Source organism: Curtobacterium sp. Csp1 (genome assembly GCF_013347185.1).
Genome location: NZ_CP054594.1, coordinates 629915 through 644015 on the forward strand (window position 1 = coordinate 629915; position 14101 = coordinate 644015).

The following is a 14101-nucleotide window of genomic DNA, read 5'->3' on the forward strand; positions in this document are numbered from 1 at the left end:
CTGGAGGCAGGGGTTCCGTCGGTCGCGCCGGGCGCGACCACAGGTGGTCGGGACTGGTCGACGCGGCTGGCACCGCGCCTCCAGGCCGGGATCAGATGTCGAGCCTGTTCAGATGTCCAAGAACCGGACGTCCTTGGCGTTCTGCTGGATGAACTGGCGACGCGACTCGACGTCCTCGCCCATGAGCGTCGCGAAGACGCTGTCCACCGCCGCCGCGTCCTCGAGCGTGACCTGCAGGAGCGTCCGGGTGTCCGGGTTCATCGTGGTGTCCCACAGCTCCTTGTAGTCCATCTCGCCCAGACCCTTGTAACGCTGGATCCCGTTGTCCTTGGGGATGCGCTTGCCGGCGGCCAGGCCGGCGGTCATCAGCGCGTCGCGCTCCCGGTCGCTGAACACGTACTCGTGCGCCGAGTTCGACCACTTCAGGCGGTACAGCGGCGGCTGCGCGAGGTACACGTAGCCGCGCTCGATGAGCGGCCGCATGTAGCGGAACAGCAGCGTGAGCAGCAGCGTCGTGATGTGCTGGCCGTCGACGTCGGCATCGGCCATCAGCACGATCTTGTGGTACCGGGCCTTGTCCGGGTCGAAGTCCTCACCGATGCCGGCGCCGAACGCCGTGATCATCGACTGGATCTCCTGGTTCGCGAGCGCGCGGTCGAGCCGGGCCTTCTCGACGTTCAGGATCTTCCCGCGCAGCGGGAGGATCGCCTGGGTCATGGGGTTGCGCCCCTGGACCGCCGAGCCGCCGGCCGAGTCGCCCTCGACCATGAAGATCTCGGAGACCGTCGGGTCCTTCGACTGGCAGTCCTTGAGCTTGCCGGGCATGCCGCCCGACTCGAGCAGCCCCTTGCGGCGGGTGGTCTCACGCGCCTTGCGGGCGGCGATGCGCGCCTGCGAGGCCTGGATCGCCTTGCGGATGACGTCGCGCGCCTGCGTGGGGTTGCGGTCGAACCAGTCGGCGAGCTCGGTGCCGACGACCCGCTGGACGAAGGACTTCGCCTCGGTGTTGCCGAGCTTCGTCTTCGTCTGGCCCTCGAACTGCGGCTCGCCGAGCTTCACGGAGATGACGGCCGTCAGGCCTTCGCGGATGTCGTCACCCGTGAGGTTGTCGTCCTTCTCCTTGATGATCTTGGCCTCGCGCGCGTAGCGGTTCACCAGCGAGGTCAGCGCGGCGCGGAAGCCCTCTTCGTGGGTACCACCCTCGTGCGTGTTGATCGTGTTCGCGAAGGTGTGGACGCTCTCCTGGTACGAGGTGTTCCACTGCATCGCGAGCTCGAGCGCGATCTTGCGGTCGGTGTCCTCGGCCTCGATGGCGATGACGTCCGGGTGGACCAGGTCGGCCTTCTTCTGCGAGTTCAGGTACTCGACGTAGTCCGGCAGGCCGCGCTCGTACCGGAAGGAGTCCTTGCGCGACTCCTCGCCTTCGTCCGGGGTGCGCTCGTCGCGCAGGCTGATCCGCAGGCCCTTGTTGAGGAAGGCCATCTGCTGGAAGCGCGTGCGGAGCGTTCCGTAGTCGAACTCGACGGTCTCGAAGATGTCGGCGTTCGGCCAGAAGGTGATCGTGGTGCCGGTCTCGTCCGTGGCTTCGTCCTGCGACACCGGGGCCACGGGCACGCCGTCGGTGTAGCTCTGGCGCCACACGTGACCCTGTCGCCGGACCTCGACGTCGAGCTCGGAGCTGAGCGCGTTCACGACCGAGGAGCCGACGCCGTGCAGACCACCGGAGACCGCGTACCCGCCGCCGCCGAACTTGCCGCCGGCGTGCAGGACGGTCAGCACGACCTGGAGCGTCGAGACGCCCTCGGCCGCGTGCACGTCGACCGGGATGCCGCGGCCGTTGTCGACGACGCGGACGCCACCGTCCTCGCGGATGGTGACGTCGATCGTGTCGCAGTAGCCCGCGAGGGCCTCGTCGACGGAGTTGTCGACGATCTCCTGCACGAGGTGGTGCAGACCGCGCGGGCCCGTCGAACCGATGTACATGCCGGGGCGCTTGCGGACGGCTTCGAGCCCCTCGAGCACCTGGATCTGATCTGCGCCGTACGATGGTTCCGACTGCGGAGCCTGTTCGGTCTCGCCCTGCGGGATCGTCCGGTCGTCGTCAGATTCTGCTGCCATGTCGTAGGTGCTCCTGCCTGCGCGCGGAACACCCGCACACTGCACTCCCCAGTCTACCGCAGGGACCCCCTCCTCGAGGGCGTATCCGGCCTCCAGACGGGCTTTTTTCGTCCCTGAGGACGATTTCGTCTGGCTAGCCGTAGGTGTCGCGGGGGCCGCGCCCCTGAACGGTCCTGGGACCGCGTTTCCACGTGGGGACGTCCGGCCCGGAAACCCGGATGGACTGCACGCCCGCCTCCGGGTGCCGCTCGGCGATGGTCGTCGTGATGGTCGACCGCATCAGCCGGAGCTGCGTCGCCCACGCCGTCGAGTCGCAGCGGATGACGAGTGCGCCGTCGTCGATGGTCATGGGCCGGGAGTGCTTCGCGAGCTCGTCGCCGACCACGGCGGGCCAGTCCACGAAGAGCTCGGAGCGGGCGAGGGGTTCGGTCCAGCCGAGCTCGGCGGCCAGCGAGCCGACGACGTCGCCCAGGCCGCGGGGCTCGCGCCCCTTGCCGTACGGGACGGTGTCGGCGTCGAGTTCGCGTGCCCGCCGGCGGCGGGCGTCGACGGTGCGGAGCGACGGGTCGCCGTAGACCGCGCGCAGGTGGCGGTAGACCCGGGCGGGCTCGGTGGGCTTGACGGGCTTCGGCATCAGACGCCGTCGACCGTCGTGCTCGGGGCGGTCGGACTGGAGGCACGGCTCGCGTCCGCCCCGTCGGTCACGATGGTGCCCGCCTCGATCCGGACGGTGTGTGCCGCGAGCTGCTCCGGCACGTCGCCGAACACGGCCGCGGTGATGAGCACCTGCTCGTAGTCGGCGACCGCGCCGGCCAGGCGCTCCCTGCGGGACTCGTCGAGTTCGGCGAACACGTCGTCCAGGATGATGATCGGGTCCCCCAGCGAGGACTCCGCCCGGAGCACGGCGGCACTGGCGAGCTGGACGGCCAGTGCGAAGGACCACGATTCCCCGTGTGAGGCGTAACCACGCGCAGGTAACCCGTTCAGCTGGAACAGGACGTCGTCGCGGTGCGGCCCGACGAGGGTGAGTCCGCGGTCGAGTTCGTCCCGTCGACGCCGCTCGAGGGCGGCCCGGAAGGCATCGGCCGCCGCGGTGACCGAGACCGGCTCGTCCGGGGTGCCGAGCACGGGATCGGTCGCCGCCGCGTCCTCGGGGTCGCCGCCGCGCACGCTCAGGACGCCGGCGATGCTCGCCTCGTGGCGTTCACCGGCGACGGTCGCGTAGGCCTCGGTGACGAAGGGGGCGAGTCGCCGGGTCAGGTGGTCGCGTGCGGCGATGATCTCGGCGCCGAACGCGACGAGGCGTTCGTCCCAGACGTCGAGCGTCGCGAGCGACCCGGACCGTGACCCGGTGGCCCGCGCGGACTTCAGCAGGGTGTTGCGCTGGCGGAGCGTCCGGTCGTAGTCGGCGAGCACGCCCTGCATGCGCGGGGCGATCTGGCCGAGGAGCTCGTCGAGCATCCGGCGCCGACCAGAGGGTTCGCCGCGGACGAGGGCGAGGTCCTCGGGGGCGAACAGCACGCTCGTGCAGTAGCGCGGGAGCTCGCGGGGCTTGATCGCGGCGCGGTTCACCTGCGCCCGGTTCGAGCCGGTGCGGTTGATCTGCACCTCGGCGAGGATGCTGCGGTCCTCGTGGGCGAGGCGCGCGCGGACGATCGCGGCATCGCAGCCCTGCCGGACGAGGGCGGCGTCGGTCGGGACCCGGTGCGACCCGAGGGTGGACAGGTACCCGATCGCCTCGACCAGGTTCGTCTTGCCCTGGCCGTTCCGTCCGACGAACAGGTTCGGCCCGCGTACGAGGTCGACCTCCGCCTCCCGGTAGTTCCGGAAGTCGGTGAGTTGCAGGTGGTCGACGTGCACGCGGGCCGAGACGAGCTCAGGTGGTTACCTGAACTACGCCTTCTTGACGGCGTGGCCGCCGAACTGGTTGCGGAGCGCCGCGACGGCCTTCATCGTCGGGGACTGGCTGCCCTGACGCGAGACGAAGCGGGCGAACATGGCCGCCGAGAGCGCGGGCATCGGCACCGCGAGCTCGATCGCCTCTTCGAGGGTCCAACGGCCCTCGCCGGAGTCGTCGACGTAGCCCTCGAGCTCGTCGAGCTTCGGGTCCTCGTTGATGGCGAGCACGAGCAGGTCGAGCAGCCAGGAACGGACGACCGTACCGCGCTGCCACCCGGCGAAGACCGCGGGGACGTCGTGGACGATGTCCTTGGCCTCGAGGAGCTCGTAGCCCTCGCCGTAGGCCTGCATGATCGCGTACTCGATGCCGTTGTGGACCATCTTGGCGTAGTGCCCGGCGCCGACACCGCCGGCGTGCGAGAAGCCCTCTTCGCGCGGGCCCTCGGGGCGGAGCGCGTCGAAGACCGGCATGGCGAACTCGACGTCCTCGGCCGCGCCGCCCACCATGAGGCCGTAGCCGTTGTCCTTGCCCCAGACGCCACCGGAGACACCGGCGTCCATGTAGCGGATGCCCTTGGCGTCGAGCTGCTTCGCGTGCACCTCGTCGTCGAGCCACTTCGAGTTGCCGCCGTCGATGACCAGGTCACCGGGGCTGAGGACCTCGGCAAGGTCCGTGATGACGTCGTCGGTGATCTTGCCGTGCGGGACCATGACCCACACGAGCTTCTTGCCCTCGGGCAGTGCGGCGGCGAGTGCGCCGAGGTCGGCGACGTCGGAGACGGCGGGGTTCGCGTCGTACCCGGTGACCTCGATGCCTGCGTTGCGGAGACGGGCACGCATGTTGTTGCCCATGCGACCGAGGCCGACAAGACCGATGTGCATGATTTCCTCTTCTATTCGTCGTCGCGCTGGTGCGTCGAGCACGTCAGCGCAGTGGTACGGCTGTTGCGCTCACCGCAGCAGGAGATTGGGCTGCAGCAGGTACCGGTATCCGTCCGTGGCCGGGGCCTCTTGCGAGGTCTGCCCGGTGATGAGCACCGGACCCGGCTTGTTGGGGTTCTCCGTCTTGGTGAAGGAGATGCGGACGAACTCGGAGTGCACCGCGTTCAACCCGTCCAGGAGGAAGGCGGGCTTCAGCGAGACCACCGTTTCCTCACCGGTCAGCAACGCACTGATCGACTCTGACGCCTGCGCTTGTTCGGAACCGATCGCCTCGAGCGTGAGCCCGTCGACCGAGAAGGAGAACCGGAGCGCCGCTTCGCGCTCCAGGACGAGGGAGACCCGTCGGACGGCCTCGACCAGTTCCGCGGTGTTGATCACCGCGTGGTCCTGGACCGTGTCGGGGAAGAGCCGGCGGACCGGCGGGTAGTTGCCCTTGATGAGCAGGGAGGTGACGGTCTTGTCGTCGGCGTGGAACGCGATGAGCTCGCGGTCCGAGCTGCCCGAGATCGAGACCGAGACGGTGGACGCCGACCCGAAGGTGCGGCCGACTTCCTGCAGGGTGCGGGCCGGGACGAGGGCGTGCAGCGGCTCGGAGCCGACGCGGCCGGAGTCCCACGCGATCGTGCGGATCGCGACGCGGTACCGGTCGGTCGCCGTGAGCGAGAGGTCGTTGTCCCCGACCTCGAGCTGCACGCCGGTGATGACCGGGGTGACGTCGTCACGGCTCGCGGCGACGGCGACCTGGGAGACGGCCTCGGAGAACGCGTCGCCGGGGATCACGCCGGTCTGCTCGCCGATCTCCGGGAGCGTCGGGTACTCCTCGACCGGCATGGACAGCAGCGTGAAGTGCGCCGAACCGCAGGTGACCGAGATCTTGGTGTCCTCGGTCGTGAAGGTCACCGGGGCGTTCGGCAGTCGGCTCGCGATGTCGTTGAGCAGGCGGCCGGAGACCAGGACCGTGCCCGGGTCGTCGATCTGCGCCGTGATGGACGTCTGCGCCGAGACCTCGTAGTCGAAGGACGACAGCGTGAGACGGTCGCCTTCGGCGTGGATGAGGACACCGGACAGGATCGGGAGGGTCGTGCGCTGTGGGAGGAGCTTCACCGCGAAGGAGACGGCTTCGGAGAAGACGTCCCGGTTGACCTCGAACTTCACAGCTGGGACCCCTGTCGATCGGTTGGACTGTCCGGCCGCCCCATTGTGGCACAGCGGGAGGAGCGCCGGATTTCTTGTCATCCCGCCGTCCACAAGGTTGGCCCCTCCAACCAGATCGTTAACCAGGATCAATGGTGTTAACGCCTGTGCACAGTGTGGATAACTCTGTGCATCCCGCTTCTCCACAGGGAACTACACACGTGTGAGTTGTGAGTCGCGTGTTGGCGGCGTCTGGATGAACAAATCTCATCTATCCGCTTCCATCCCCAGTCTCCACAGGCGGGGTCAGATCTGTGAACAACGCGACCGCGTGTCCTCCACAGTTATCCACAGGCTTTCCACACTGTGTGAATCTCGGCGCATGGAACCGTCTCAGATGGTGGATCATCGCTCGGGCGGGCTGATCCGGGATGGTGATCCGTGCCTCCAGGCCGCCCTTCCTGCGATCACGGAGGCTGGCGCGACGACGGACGCGAGCCCGGAGGCTCGCGTCGACGGCACGGATGCCGGTGCGGATCAGCGGTAGCGGCGGTCCTGCTTGATGCGGCTGGTCAGTTCGGTGACCTGGTTGGAGATCGACCGACGCTCCTTCGCAGGCGTCGGTGGTGCTGTCTCGGTGATCTGCGTCAGCGGTAGCGGCGGTCCTGCTTGATGCGGCTGGTCAGTTCGGTGACCTGGTTGTAGATCGACCGACGCTCCTTCATGAGCTCGGTGATCTTCTTGTTCGCGTACATCACGGTCGTGTGGTCGCGGTTGCCGAACAGCTGGCCGATCTTCGGCAGCGACAGGCTCGTCATCTCGCGGCAGAGGTACATCGCGATCTGCCGAGCCGTCGCGATCGCCTGCGAGCGGGAGGACCCGTAGAGGTCGTCCACGGAGAGCTTGAAGTACTCCGCGGTGTGGTTGATGATGTCCGTCGGCGCGATCACGTTGTCGTCGTCGAGCGTGATGAGGTCCTTCAGGACCGTCTGCACCAGGGCCATGTCGACGGCCGTCCGGTTGAGGCTCGCGAAGGCCGTGACGCGGATGAGCGTCCCCTCGAGCTCCCGGATGTTGCTCGACACCTTCGAGGCCATGAACTCGAGGATGTCGTCCGGCACCTGCAGGTGGTCGGACTGCGCCTTCTTCCGGAGGATCGCGATGCGCGTCTCCAGGTCCGGGGCCTGCACGTCGGTGATGAGGCCCCACTCGAAGCGCGAGCGCATCCGGTCCTCGAACCCGGTCAGGTGCTTCGGCGCGACGTCCGACGTGATGACGACCTGCTTGTTGTGGTCGTGCAGCGTGTTGAACGTGTGGAAGAAGGCCTCCTGCGTGGAGTCCTTGCCCTGCAGGAACTGGATGTCGTCGATCAGCAGGATGTCGATGTCGCGGTACCGCTGCTGGAACTGGTTCGAGCGGTTGTTCGCGATCGAGTTGATGAAGTCGTTCGTGAACTCCTCGCTCGACACGTACCGCACCCGGATCCCGGGGTAGAGGCTCTCGGCGTAGTGGCCGATCGCGTGCAGCAGGTGCGTCTTGCCGAGGCCGGAGTCGCCGTAGATGAAGAGCGGGTTGTACGCCTTCGCGGGGGCCTCGGCGACCGCGACCGCTGCGGCGTGCGCGAAGCGGTTCGAGGAGCCGATGACGAAGTTGTCGAAGTTGTACTTCGGGTTGAGCCGCGACTCCGGGCGACCGCTGGTTCCCGGGGCGTCGATCTGGCTCGGGACGAACGGCGCCTCGATGTACTGGCGGGGCGCGGCGCTCTGCTCGACCGGTTGCTGCACGGGCTCGGCGTACTCCGGGACGTGGCTCGGCACGACGGTGTCCACCCGGGGCTCCGACGCCATGTCCGGGTTGACCGTGATGGCGAAGTTCGCAACCGAGTCGTCACCGACGCGCGAGACGGCCTCGGTGATCGGGATCCGGATGCGCTGTTCGAGCATCCCGCGGGTCAGGTCGTTCGGGACCTCGAGGTAGAGGGTGCCGGCGAGGACGCCCTTCGGTTCGACCAGGTTGAGGAAGCCGTGCAGCTGCGGCGTGATGCGGTCGTCCTCCGACAGGAGGCCCAGGACGGAGGACCAGAGGTCCTCGACGGGATCGGCCGGCATCGTCATGTCGCGCTCGTCTCCTGCTTCGCTGTCGTGGTGTGGTCGGGTCTTCGGTGGTCAGGTGGTCAGGTGGTCGCTGTGCCGCGGCCGCCGCGGCTGGCTGCGCCCGGTCGTCTGGCCTCGCTCGGTCGTCTGACGCTGCTGGCCCCGTCGCCTGCCGGCGTGCTCGGGCGGTCGTGTCCGAGCGGCACCGTCGGGCCCGGACCACTGTCGCCCCGCGGCGGTGATCCACAGGGTTGTCCACAGTCCTGTCCACGTCGGTCCGGTGGCGGGCGGAGAGGTGACTCCCCCGTCGCTCCGCGGAACGGGCCGATCGATCACACCACTGTAAAGGGTCCGAGTGAATGGCACCGAACGCACGTTTTCCCCAATGTGGATGATGATCGTGCGCGCGCCCCGTCCGACGGGCTCCCCGGGACCGTTTGACCTGCTCGCCGCTGTCACGTACCGTTAACCAGTTGACTGCGGCCATTCGGTCGCGCCCATCGTGCTGTTCGATCCTGTCGAGCGGCTGTCCAGACATACGTGTCGGCTCGCGCTGAGCCAGTCCTCGAGCGCAGCCGTGTGGAGATCATCATGAGCAAGCGCACCTTCCAGCCGAACAACCGCCGCCGCGCCAAGAAGCACGGCTTCCGCGCCCGCATGCGCACCCGTGCCGGCCGCGCCATCCTCGCCGCGCGCCGTTCCAAGGGCCGCACCGAGCTCAGCGCCTGATCAGGCTCCGCCTGGTCGAGCTGGTCCGGTCCCGGTCGGGAACCCGGTAGCGATCGTGTTGGCACGCGCCAACCGCATCGTGCGGGGTGACGACTACCGGACCGTCGTGCGTCGTGGTCGCAGGAGCGCCACGGCGCACGTCGTCGTATCCGTTGTCCGACGGTCCGACGGAGCCCCGACCCGCTTCGGCTTCATCGTGGCGAAGACCGTGGGCAACGCGGTCACGCGCAACACGGTGCGCCGACGGCTCAAGGCGATCGCGCACGACCTGCTCGCCGGGACCCCGACGGACTGCGACGTGGTGATCAGGGCCTTGCCAGCCGCAGCGCAGGCGGCATGGCCTACCCTGCTCGGAGACGTTTCGCGCTCGTTCGCGCGCGGACTCGAGAAGGCAGCATGAACCGCACCCTGTGGACCCGCTTGGCCTGGGCCGTCGCGTTGCTCCCGCGCAACGCGTGCGTCGTCGTGCTCCGTGTCTACCGCGCGGTGATCTCCCCGCTGTACGGGAACGTCTGCCGCTACCACCCGTCGTGCTCGCGCTACGCGCTCGAGGCCATCCAGCAGTACGGCGTCGTCCGCGGTTCTGCGATGGGCGCCTGGCGGATCGCCCGCTGCAACCCCTGGGCTGCCGGCGGCATCGACGACGTGCGCGAGCGCCGTCGTCCTTACCTCGTCAACCGGTTCGGGTTCGTGCTCGCGCCGACCCCGCAGCAGTCGCAGTCCCCCCGAGCCGGCGTGCTCCCGGACCTGCTCCCCCAGCGCACTCGAAAGGCGTGACCGTCCTCATGGACTTCATCGGAACGATCCTCTGGCCCCTCAAGTGGGTGGTGTCGGCGATCCTCGTGGCCTTCCACTGGATCTTCGAGAACCTCGGGATGGACCCGTCCGCGGGCCTCACGTGGGTGCTGTCGATCATCTTCCTGACCTTCGTGGTCCGTGCCGCGCTGATCCCGATCTTCGTGCGGCAGATCAAGTCGCAGCGCCGCATGCTCGAGGTCGCGCCGCAGCTCAAGAAGATCCAGGACAAGTACAAGGGCAAGAAGGACCAGTTCTCGCGCGAGGCCATGAGCCGCGAGACCATGGCGCTCTACAAGGAGACCGGGACGAACCCGCTGAGCTCCTGCCTGCCGCTGCTCATCCAGATGCCGATCTTCTTCTCGCTGTACTCGGTGCTGCACGAGGCGCAGATCAACAAGACGGGCATCGGCCTGCTCACGAACACCCTGGCGCAGGACTTCGGCAACGCCGCCCTGTTCGGCGCTCCTCTGCACGAGACCTTCACGAACGCCTCCGGGTGGGAGGTCCGGGTCATCGCGGGCTTCATGATCGTCGTGATGACGGTCTCGCAGTTCATCACGCAGCTGCAGCTCGTCGCCAAGAACATGTCGCCGGAGACCAAGGCGTCGCCGATGTACCGCCAGCAGAAGATGATGCTGTACATCCTCCCGCTCATCTTCGTGATCTCGGGACTGAGCTTCCCCCTCGGCGTCATGTTCTACTGGCTCGCCTCGAACATCTGGACGATGGCGCAGCAGTACTTCGTCATCCGCAGCATGCCCACGCCGGGCTCCGAGGCCGCGCTCGCGCGTGAGGCCCGCCTGGCGAAGAAGGCGCAGCGCCGTGGCACCCCGGTCCTCGCCGAGGCCGGTGCGGGCGCGTCGGCCATCGAGGTCGAGCCGGTCCGTGTGACCACCCAGCGTCAGCAGCCGGTCGGCAAGAACCGCTCCAAGAAGAACGGGAAGAAGTAAGTGACCGAGCAGGACATCGCCCCCGTCGAGCAGGACACTGCCGACGACACCTCCGTCGAGCAGGACGGCGTCGACGACGACGCCCGTGACGAGGCGGACATCGCCGCGGACTACATCGAGGAACTCCTCGACATCTGCGACCTCGACGGCGACATCGAGATCGAGGAGCGTGCCGGGCGCGTGTACCTGTCGGTGAGCGATGAGGGTGGGGCCCTGCGCGTCCTCTCCAAGCCGGACACGGTGTCGGCGCTGCAGGAACTCACGCGCATCGCCGTGCAGGCCGAGACGGGCGAGTTCAGCCGCCTCATCCTGGACGTCGGGGGTTCGCGGGACGCACGGGCGACCGAACTCCAGCGCCTGGTCGACACCGCCGTCGAGCGGATCGAGGCCGGCGCTCCGACCGCCGCGCTCCCCCCGATGTCGTCCTACGAGCGCAAGCTGGTGCACGACCTGGTCGCCGAGAAGGGCTTCCACTCGGAGTCCGAGGGTGAGGGCCGGGACCGCCACACGGTCGTCACCCGATGACGGACGCCACCGAGGCGCCGGAGCTCGAGCAGGAGCCCGCTGCTGCGGCAACGCTGTTCGGTGAGCGGCTCGAGCTGGCCCGGTCGTTCACGAGAGAGCTCGCCCGTCGTGGCGAGGAGCTCGGCCTCATCGGCCCGCTCGAGCTGCCTCGGCTCTGGACGCGACACATCCTCAATTCTGCGCTGCTGGCACCCCTCCTGGAGGATCGGGGCCGGGTCGCCGACGTCGGCTCAGGTGCCGGACTCCCCGGCCTGGTCCTCGCGATCGCTCGGCCGGACGTCTCGTTCACGCTCATCGAGCCCATGGAGCGCCGGTGTGATTGGTTGACGAGTGAGGCCGCGCGGCTTGGACTCGACAACGTCACGGTCGTCCGAGGCCGAGCTGAGGACGTGGCTGATGACATCGTCGTCGATCAGGTCACCGCTCGTGCCGTCAGCGCGCTGTCGAAGCTCATCCCGATCACCGTCCCGCTCGTCCGCTCCGGCGGTCAGCTCATCCTGATGAAGGGTGCGCGAGTCGACGAGGAGATCGAGAAGGCGCGGAAGGTGATCCTCCGGAAGCGTCTGGAGAACGTCGAGGTCCTCGAGCTCGGAGTCGGTGTGGTCGAGGAGACCACGCGCGTCTTCCGGGCTACAGTTGACTGACGCTGTCGCTCGGACCGGTGGTACCGGATTTCGCGGGCTCGACGTTCCACGTGAAACACTGCACCGGGGAAGAGGTCTTCGTTGAGTTCATCGACCGACTACGACGCGTCGACTCCCCTTGCGCGGGAAATCGCTGATCTCAACCGGCGCCGTCGTGCGATCGCGACGCAGCAGTTCCCGCTGCCGGCAAAGACCCGGATCTTCACGGTGTCGAACCAGAAGGGCGGCGTCGGCAAGACGACGACGACGGTCAACCTGGCGGCGGCTCTGGCGCACGGTGGAGCTCGCGTCCTGGTGATCGACCTGGACCCGCAGGGCAATGCCTCGACCGCGCTCGGCGTGGATCACCAGGCCGAGGTCGCGAGCATCTACGACGTCATCGTCGACGAGGCGCCGATCGCGGACACCGTGCAGCGCTCCCCCGAGTCGGAGACGCTGTGGTGTGTACCGGCGACGATCCACCTCGCCGGCGCCGAGATCGAGCTCGTCTCCCTCGTCGCGCGTGAGCAGCGGCTCCGCACCGCGCTGGACCAGTACTTGTCGTCGCTGGACGAGCCGTACCACTACGTCTTCATCGACTGCCCGCCGTCGCTGGGGCTCCTGACGATCAACGCCTTCGTGGCAGCGCAGGAAGTGCTCATCCCGATCCAGACCGAGTACTACGCCCTCGAGGGGTTGAGCCAGCTCCTGCGGAACATCGAGCTGATCGAGCGGCACCTCAACCCGAACCTGCGCGTCTCGACGATCCTGCTCACGATGTACGACGGCCGGACGAACCTGTCCAACCAGGTGGCCGCCGATGTTCGCGAGCACTTCGGGGACCAGGTCCTGCAGGCGATGATCCCCCGTTCTGTGCGGGTGAGCGAGGCGCCGAGCTACGGGCAGAGCGTCGTCTCGTACGACGTCAACTCATCCGGGTCGCTCTCCTACCTGGAGGCAGCCGCCGAGATCGCAGCACGAGGAGCGCAGGACTGATGGCACCCAAGCGAACCGGCCTCGGCCGCGGGATCGGCGCCCTGATCCCCACGGCCAATGAGCAGCAGGACCGTCCCGTCGACGTGTTCTTCCCGACCGGCGGATCGCCGGCGTCGGCTCCGTCGCCGTCCGGGCAGACCGCCGAGGATCTGGTGGCCGTGCCCGGCGCGCGGCTGGCGAACCTCAACCCGCTCGATGTCGTGCCGAACGCGCAGCAGCCGCGCAAGGAGTTCCGCGAAGAGGAGCTCCAGGAGCTCGTGCACTCGATCCGGGAGATCGGCGTCCTGCAGCCCATCGTGGTGCGTCCCATCCCCGGTGCAACGGGCACGGACCCGCAGTACGAGCTCATCATGGGCGAGCGCCGACTGCGTGCCACGAAGGAGCTCGGGCTCTCGACGATCCCCGCGATCGTCAAGGACACCCCCGATGACGCGATGCTCCGCGACGCGTTGCTGGAGAACCTGCACCGCGCCCAGCTCAACCCGCTCGAGGAGGCCTCGGCGTACCAGCAGCTGCTCGCAGACTTCGGGATCACGCAGGAGCAGCTCGCGCAGCGCATCGGGCGGTCGCGTCCGCAGATCACGAACACGATCCGGTTGCTGCGTCTGCCCTCTCCGGTGCAGCGCCGCGTTGCCGCAGGAGTGCTCTCGGCGGGACACGCGCGGGCGATCCTCGCAGCGCCGGACGCCGAGGCGATGGAGTACCTCGCCGAGAAGATCGTGAACGAGGACCTGTCCGTGCGTGCTGCCGAGGCGATCGCCCAGCAGCTTGCGACGAAGGCGCCGGCGAAGGTCAAGCCGGAGCCCTCGAAGCGGCAGGCGCACTTCAACGATCTCGCGGAGCGGCTCGGCGATCGCTTGAACACGCGGGTCAAGATCGCCGTCGGTGCGCGGAAGAGCTCGGTGACCATCGACTTCGCCAACGGAGACGACCTGAACCGGATCCTGGGCGAGCTCGGGGTCCAGGACATCGCAGGCTGACCTTCTGGCTGTCCCCCGAGCCTCTGACGGGCCGCTGGCGACCGTTCTGGCCGTGCGGGTATCTCCAGAGCAGCGCGACGCTCGATGGCGCGCAGGAGGCCGGCAGGCTTGTATCCGCCATGAGGCGCGCTCGGCGGCGACGCGTGTTCCACGTGGAACATGGTCTTCGAGTGGAATCGCTGCTGCTGCACGTGCATCGGGGGTGCGAACCGGGAGCGAACCGGCTGCAGCGAGCGAAAGTTGGTACCGGTCGAGGCCCCGGTGCTGTAGGTCGACTGCCTCGCGGTGGGAGAACCTCGACCGTTGGCAAACGC

At 68.1% G+C, this 14101-nt stretch carries 14 protein-coding genes; 8 read left to right on the forward strand and 6 right to left on the reverse strand.

Annotated features, from left to right (window positions below):
* Positions 1 to 108: 108 nt before the first annotated feature.
* From gyrB to dnaA, 6 genes are all read right to left on the reverse strand, one after another.
* The gene (gene gyrB, locus HUN58_RS03100; protein ID WP_180225905.1) at positions 109 to 2118 is read right to left on the reverse strand and encodes a DNA topoisomerase (ATP-hydrolyzing) subunit B; all 2010 of its coding nucleotides are present in this window, start codon (positions 2116 to 2118) and stop codon (positions 109 to 111) included.
* 133 nt (positions 2119 to 2251) lie between these two features.
* The gene (locus HUN58_RS03105; RefSeq protein WP_058741037.1) at positions 2252 to 2752 is read right to left on the reverse strand and encodes a DUF721 domain-containing protein; all 501 of its coding nucleotides are present in this window, start codon (positions 2750 to 2752) and stop codon (positions 2252 to 2254) included.
* A complete protein-coding gene (gene recF / locus HUN58_RS03110; protein WP_180225906.1) occupies positions 2752 to 3978 on the reverse strand; it encodes a DNA replication/repair protein RecF in 1227 nt (408 codons plus the stop codon). The genes HUN58_RS03105 and recF overlap by 1 nt, the downstream gene beginning before the upstream one ends.
* 33 nt (positions 3979 to 4011) lie before the next feature.
* Positions 4012 to 4899, reverse strand: a complete 888-nt coding sequence (gnd, locus tag HUN58_RS03115; RefSeq protein ID WP_114851295.1) for a phosphogluconate dehydrogenase (NAD(+)-dependent, decarboxylating) — start codon at positions 4897 to 4899, stop codon at positions 4012 to 4014.
* Between the two features lie 69 nt (positions 4900 to 4968).
* A complete protein-coding gene (gene dnaN, locus HUN58_RS03120) occupies positions 4969 to 6114 on the reverse strand; it encodes a DNA polymerase III subunit beta (protein ID WP_058741034.1) in 1146 nt (381 codons plus the stop codon).
* A 626-nt stretch (positions 6115 to 6740) separates the two neighbouring features.
* Positions 6741 to 8201: a chromosomal replication initiator protein DnaA gene (dnaA, locus tag HUN58_RS03125; RefSeq protein ID WP_229666935.1), complete on the reverse strand. Its 1461-nt coding sequence runs from the start codon at positions 8199 to 8201 to the stop codon at positions 6741 to 6743.
* A 576-nt stretch (positions 8202 to 8777) separates the two neighbouring features.
* Between dnaA and rpmH the strand changes: the two genes are divergently transcribed.
* The 8 genes from rpmH (at position 8778) to HUN58_RS03165 (ending at position 13787) form a co-directional block, all read left to right on the forward strand.
* Entirely contained in the window at positions 8778 to 8915 is a 138-nt protein-coding gene (gene rpmH / locus HUN58_RS03130; RefSeq protein ID WP_019181680.1) for a 50S ribosomal protein L34, read from the forward strand.
* 55 nt (positions 8916 to 8970) lie between these two features.
* Complete coding sequence (gene rnpA, locus HUN58_RS03135) at positions 8971 to 9315, forward strand: ribonuclease P protein component (RefSeq protein ID WP_114851296.1); 345 nt, start codon at positions 8971 to 8973, stop codon at positions 9313 to 9315.
* On the forward strand, positions 9312 to 9692 hold the full coding sequence (yidD, locus tag HUN58_RS03140; RefSeq protein WP_180225907.1) for a membrane protein insertion efficiency factor YidD: 381 nt from the start codon (positions 9312 to 9314) through the stop codon (positions 9690 to 9692). Before rnpA ends, yidD begins: the two co-directional genes overlap by 4 nt.
* A gap of 8 nt (positions 9693 to 9700) precedes the next feature.
* Positions 9701 to 10663 carry a membrane protein insertase YidC gene (yidC, locus tag HUN58_RS03145; protein ID WP_114851326.1) on the forward strand — a complete coding sequence of 321 codons (963 nt, stop codon included), beginning with the start codon at positions 9701 to 9703 and terminating at the stop codon, positions 10661 to 10663.
* Positions 10664 to 11188: a R3H domain-containing nucleic acid-binding protein gene (locus HUN58_RS03150; RefSeq protein WP_231049759.1), complete on the forward strand. Its 525-nt coding sequence runs from the start codon at positions 10664 to 10666 to the stop codon at positions 11186 to 11188. It abuts the gene before it with no gap.
* A complete protein-coding gene (gene rsmG / locus HUN58_RS03155; protein ID WP_180225908.1) occupies positions 11185 to 11832 on the forward strand; it encodes a 16S rRNA (guanine(527)-N(7))-methyltransferase RsmG in 648 nt (215 codons plus the stop codon). Before HUN58_RS03150 ends, rsmG begins: the two co-directional genes overlap by 4 nt.
* Before the next feature lie 81 nt (positions 11833 to 11913).
* A complete protein-coding gene (locus HUN58_RS03160) occupies positions 11914 to 12807 on the forward strand; it encodes a ParA family protein (protein WP_114851298.1) in 894 nt (297 codons plus the stop codon).
* Positions 12807 to 13787: a ParB/RepB/Spo0J family partition protein gene (locus HUN58_RS03165; RefSeq protein WP_114851299.1), complete on the forward strand. Its 981-nt coding sequence runs from the start codon at positions 12807 to 12809 to the stop codon at positions 13785 to 13787. The genes HUN58_RS03160 and HUN58_RS03165 overlap by 1 nt, the downstream gene beginning before the upstream one ends.
* Positions 13788 to 14101: the final 314 nt, after the last annotated feature.

Bases quoted from the DNA above. Each gene is read 5' to 3' on its own strand.
- gyrB (WP_180225905.1), bottom strand. From the start codon at position 2,118: ATGGCAGCAGAATCTGACGACGACCGGACGATCCCGCAGGGCGAGACC.
- HUN58_RS03105 (WP_058741037.1), bottom strand. From the start codon at position 2,752: ATGCCGAAGCCCGTCAAGCCCACCGAGCCCGCCCGGGTCTACCGCCAC.
- gnd (WP_114851295.1), bottom strand. From the start codon at position 4,899: ATGCACATCGGTCTTGTCGGCCTCGGTCGCATGGGCAACAACATGCGT.
- dnaA (WP_229666935.1), bottom strand. From the start codon at position 8,201: ATGCCGGCCGATCCCGTCGAGGACCTCTGGTCCTCCGTCCTGGGCCTC.
- rpmH (WP_019181680.1), top strand. From the start codon at position 8,778: ATGAGCAAGCGCACCTTCCAGCCGAACAACCGCCGCCGCGCCAAGAAG.
- yidD (WP_180225907.1), top strand. From the start codon at position 9,312: ATGAACCGCACCCTGTGGACCCGCTTGGCCTGGGCCGTCGCGTTGCTC.
- yidC (WP_114851326.1), top strand. From the start codon at position 9,701: ATGGACTTCATCGGAACGATCCTCTGGCCCCTCAAGTGGGTGGTGTCG.
- rsmG (WP_180225908.1), top strand. From the start codon at position 11,185: ATGACGGACGCCACCGAGGCGCCGGAGCTCGAGCAGGAGCCCGCTGCT.
- HUN58_RS03165 (WP_114851299.1), top strand. From the start codon at position 12,807: ATGGCACCCAAGCGAACCGGCCTCGGCCGCGGGATCGGCGCCCTGATC.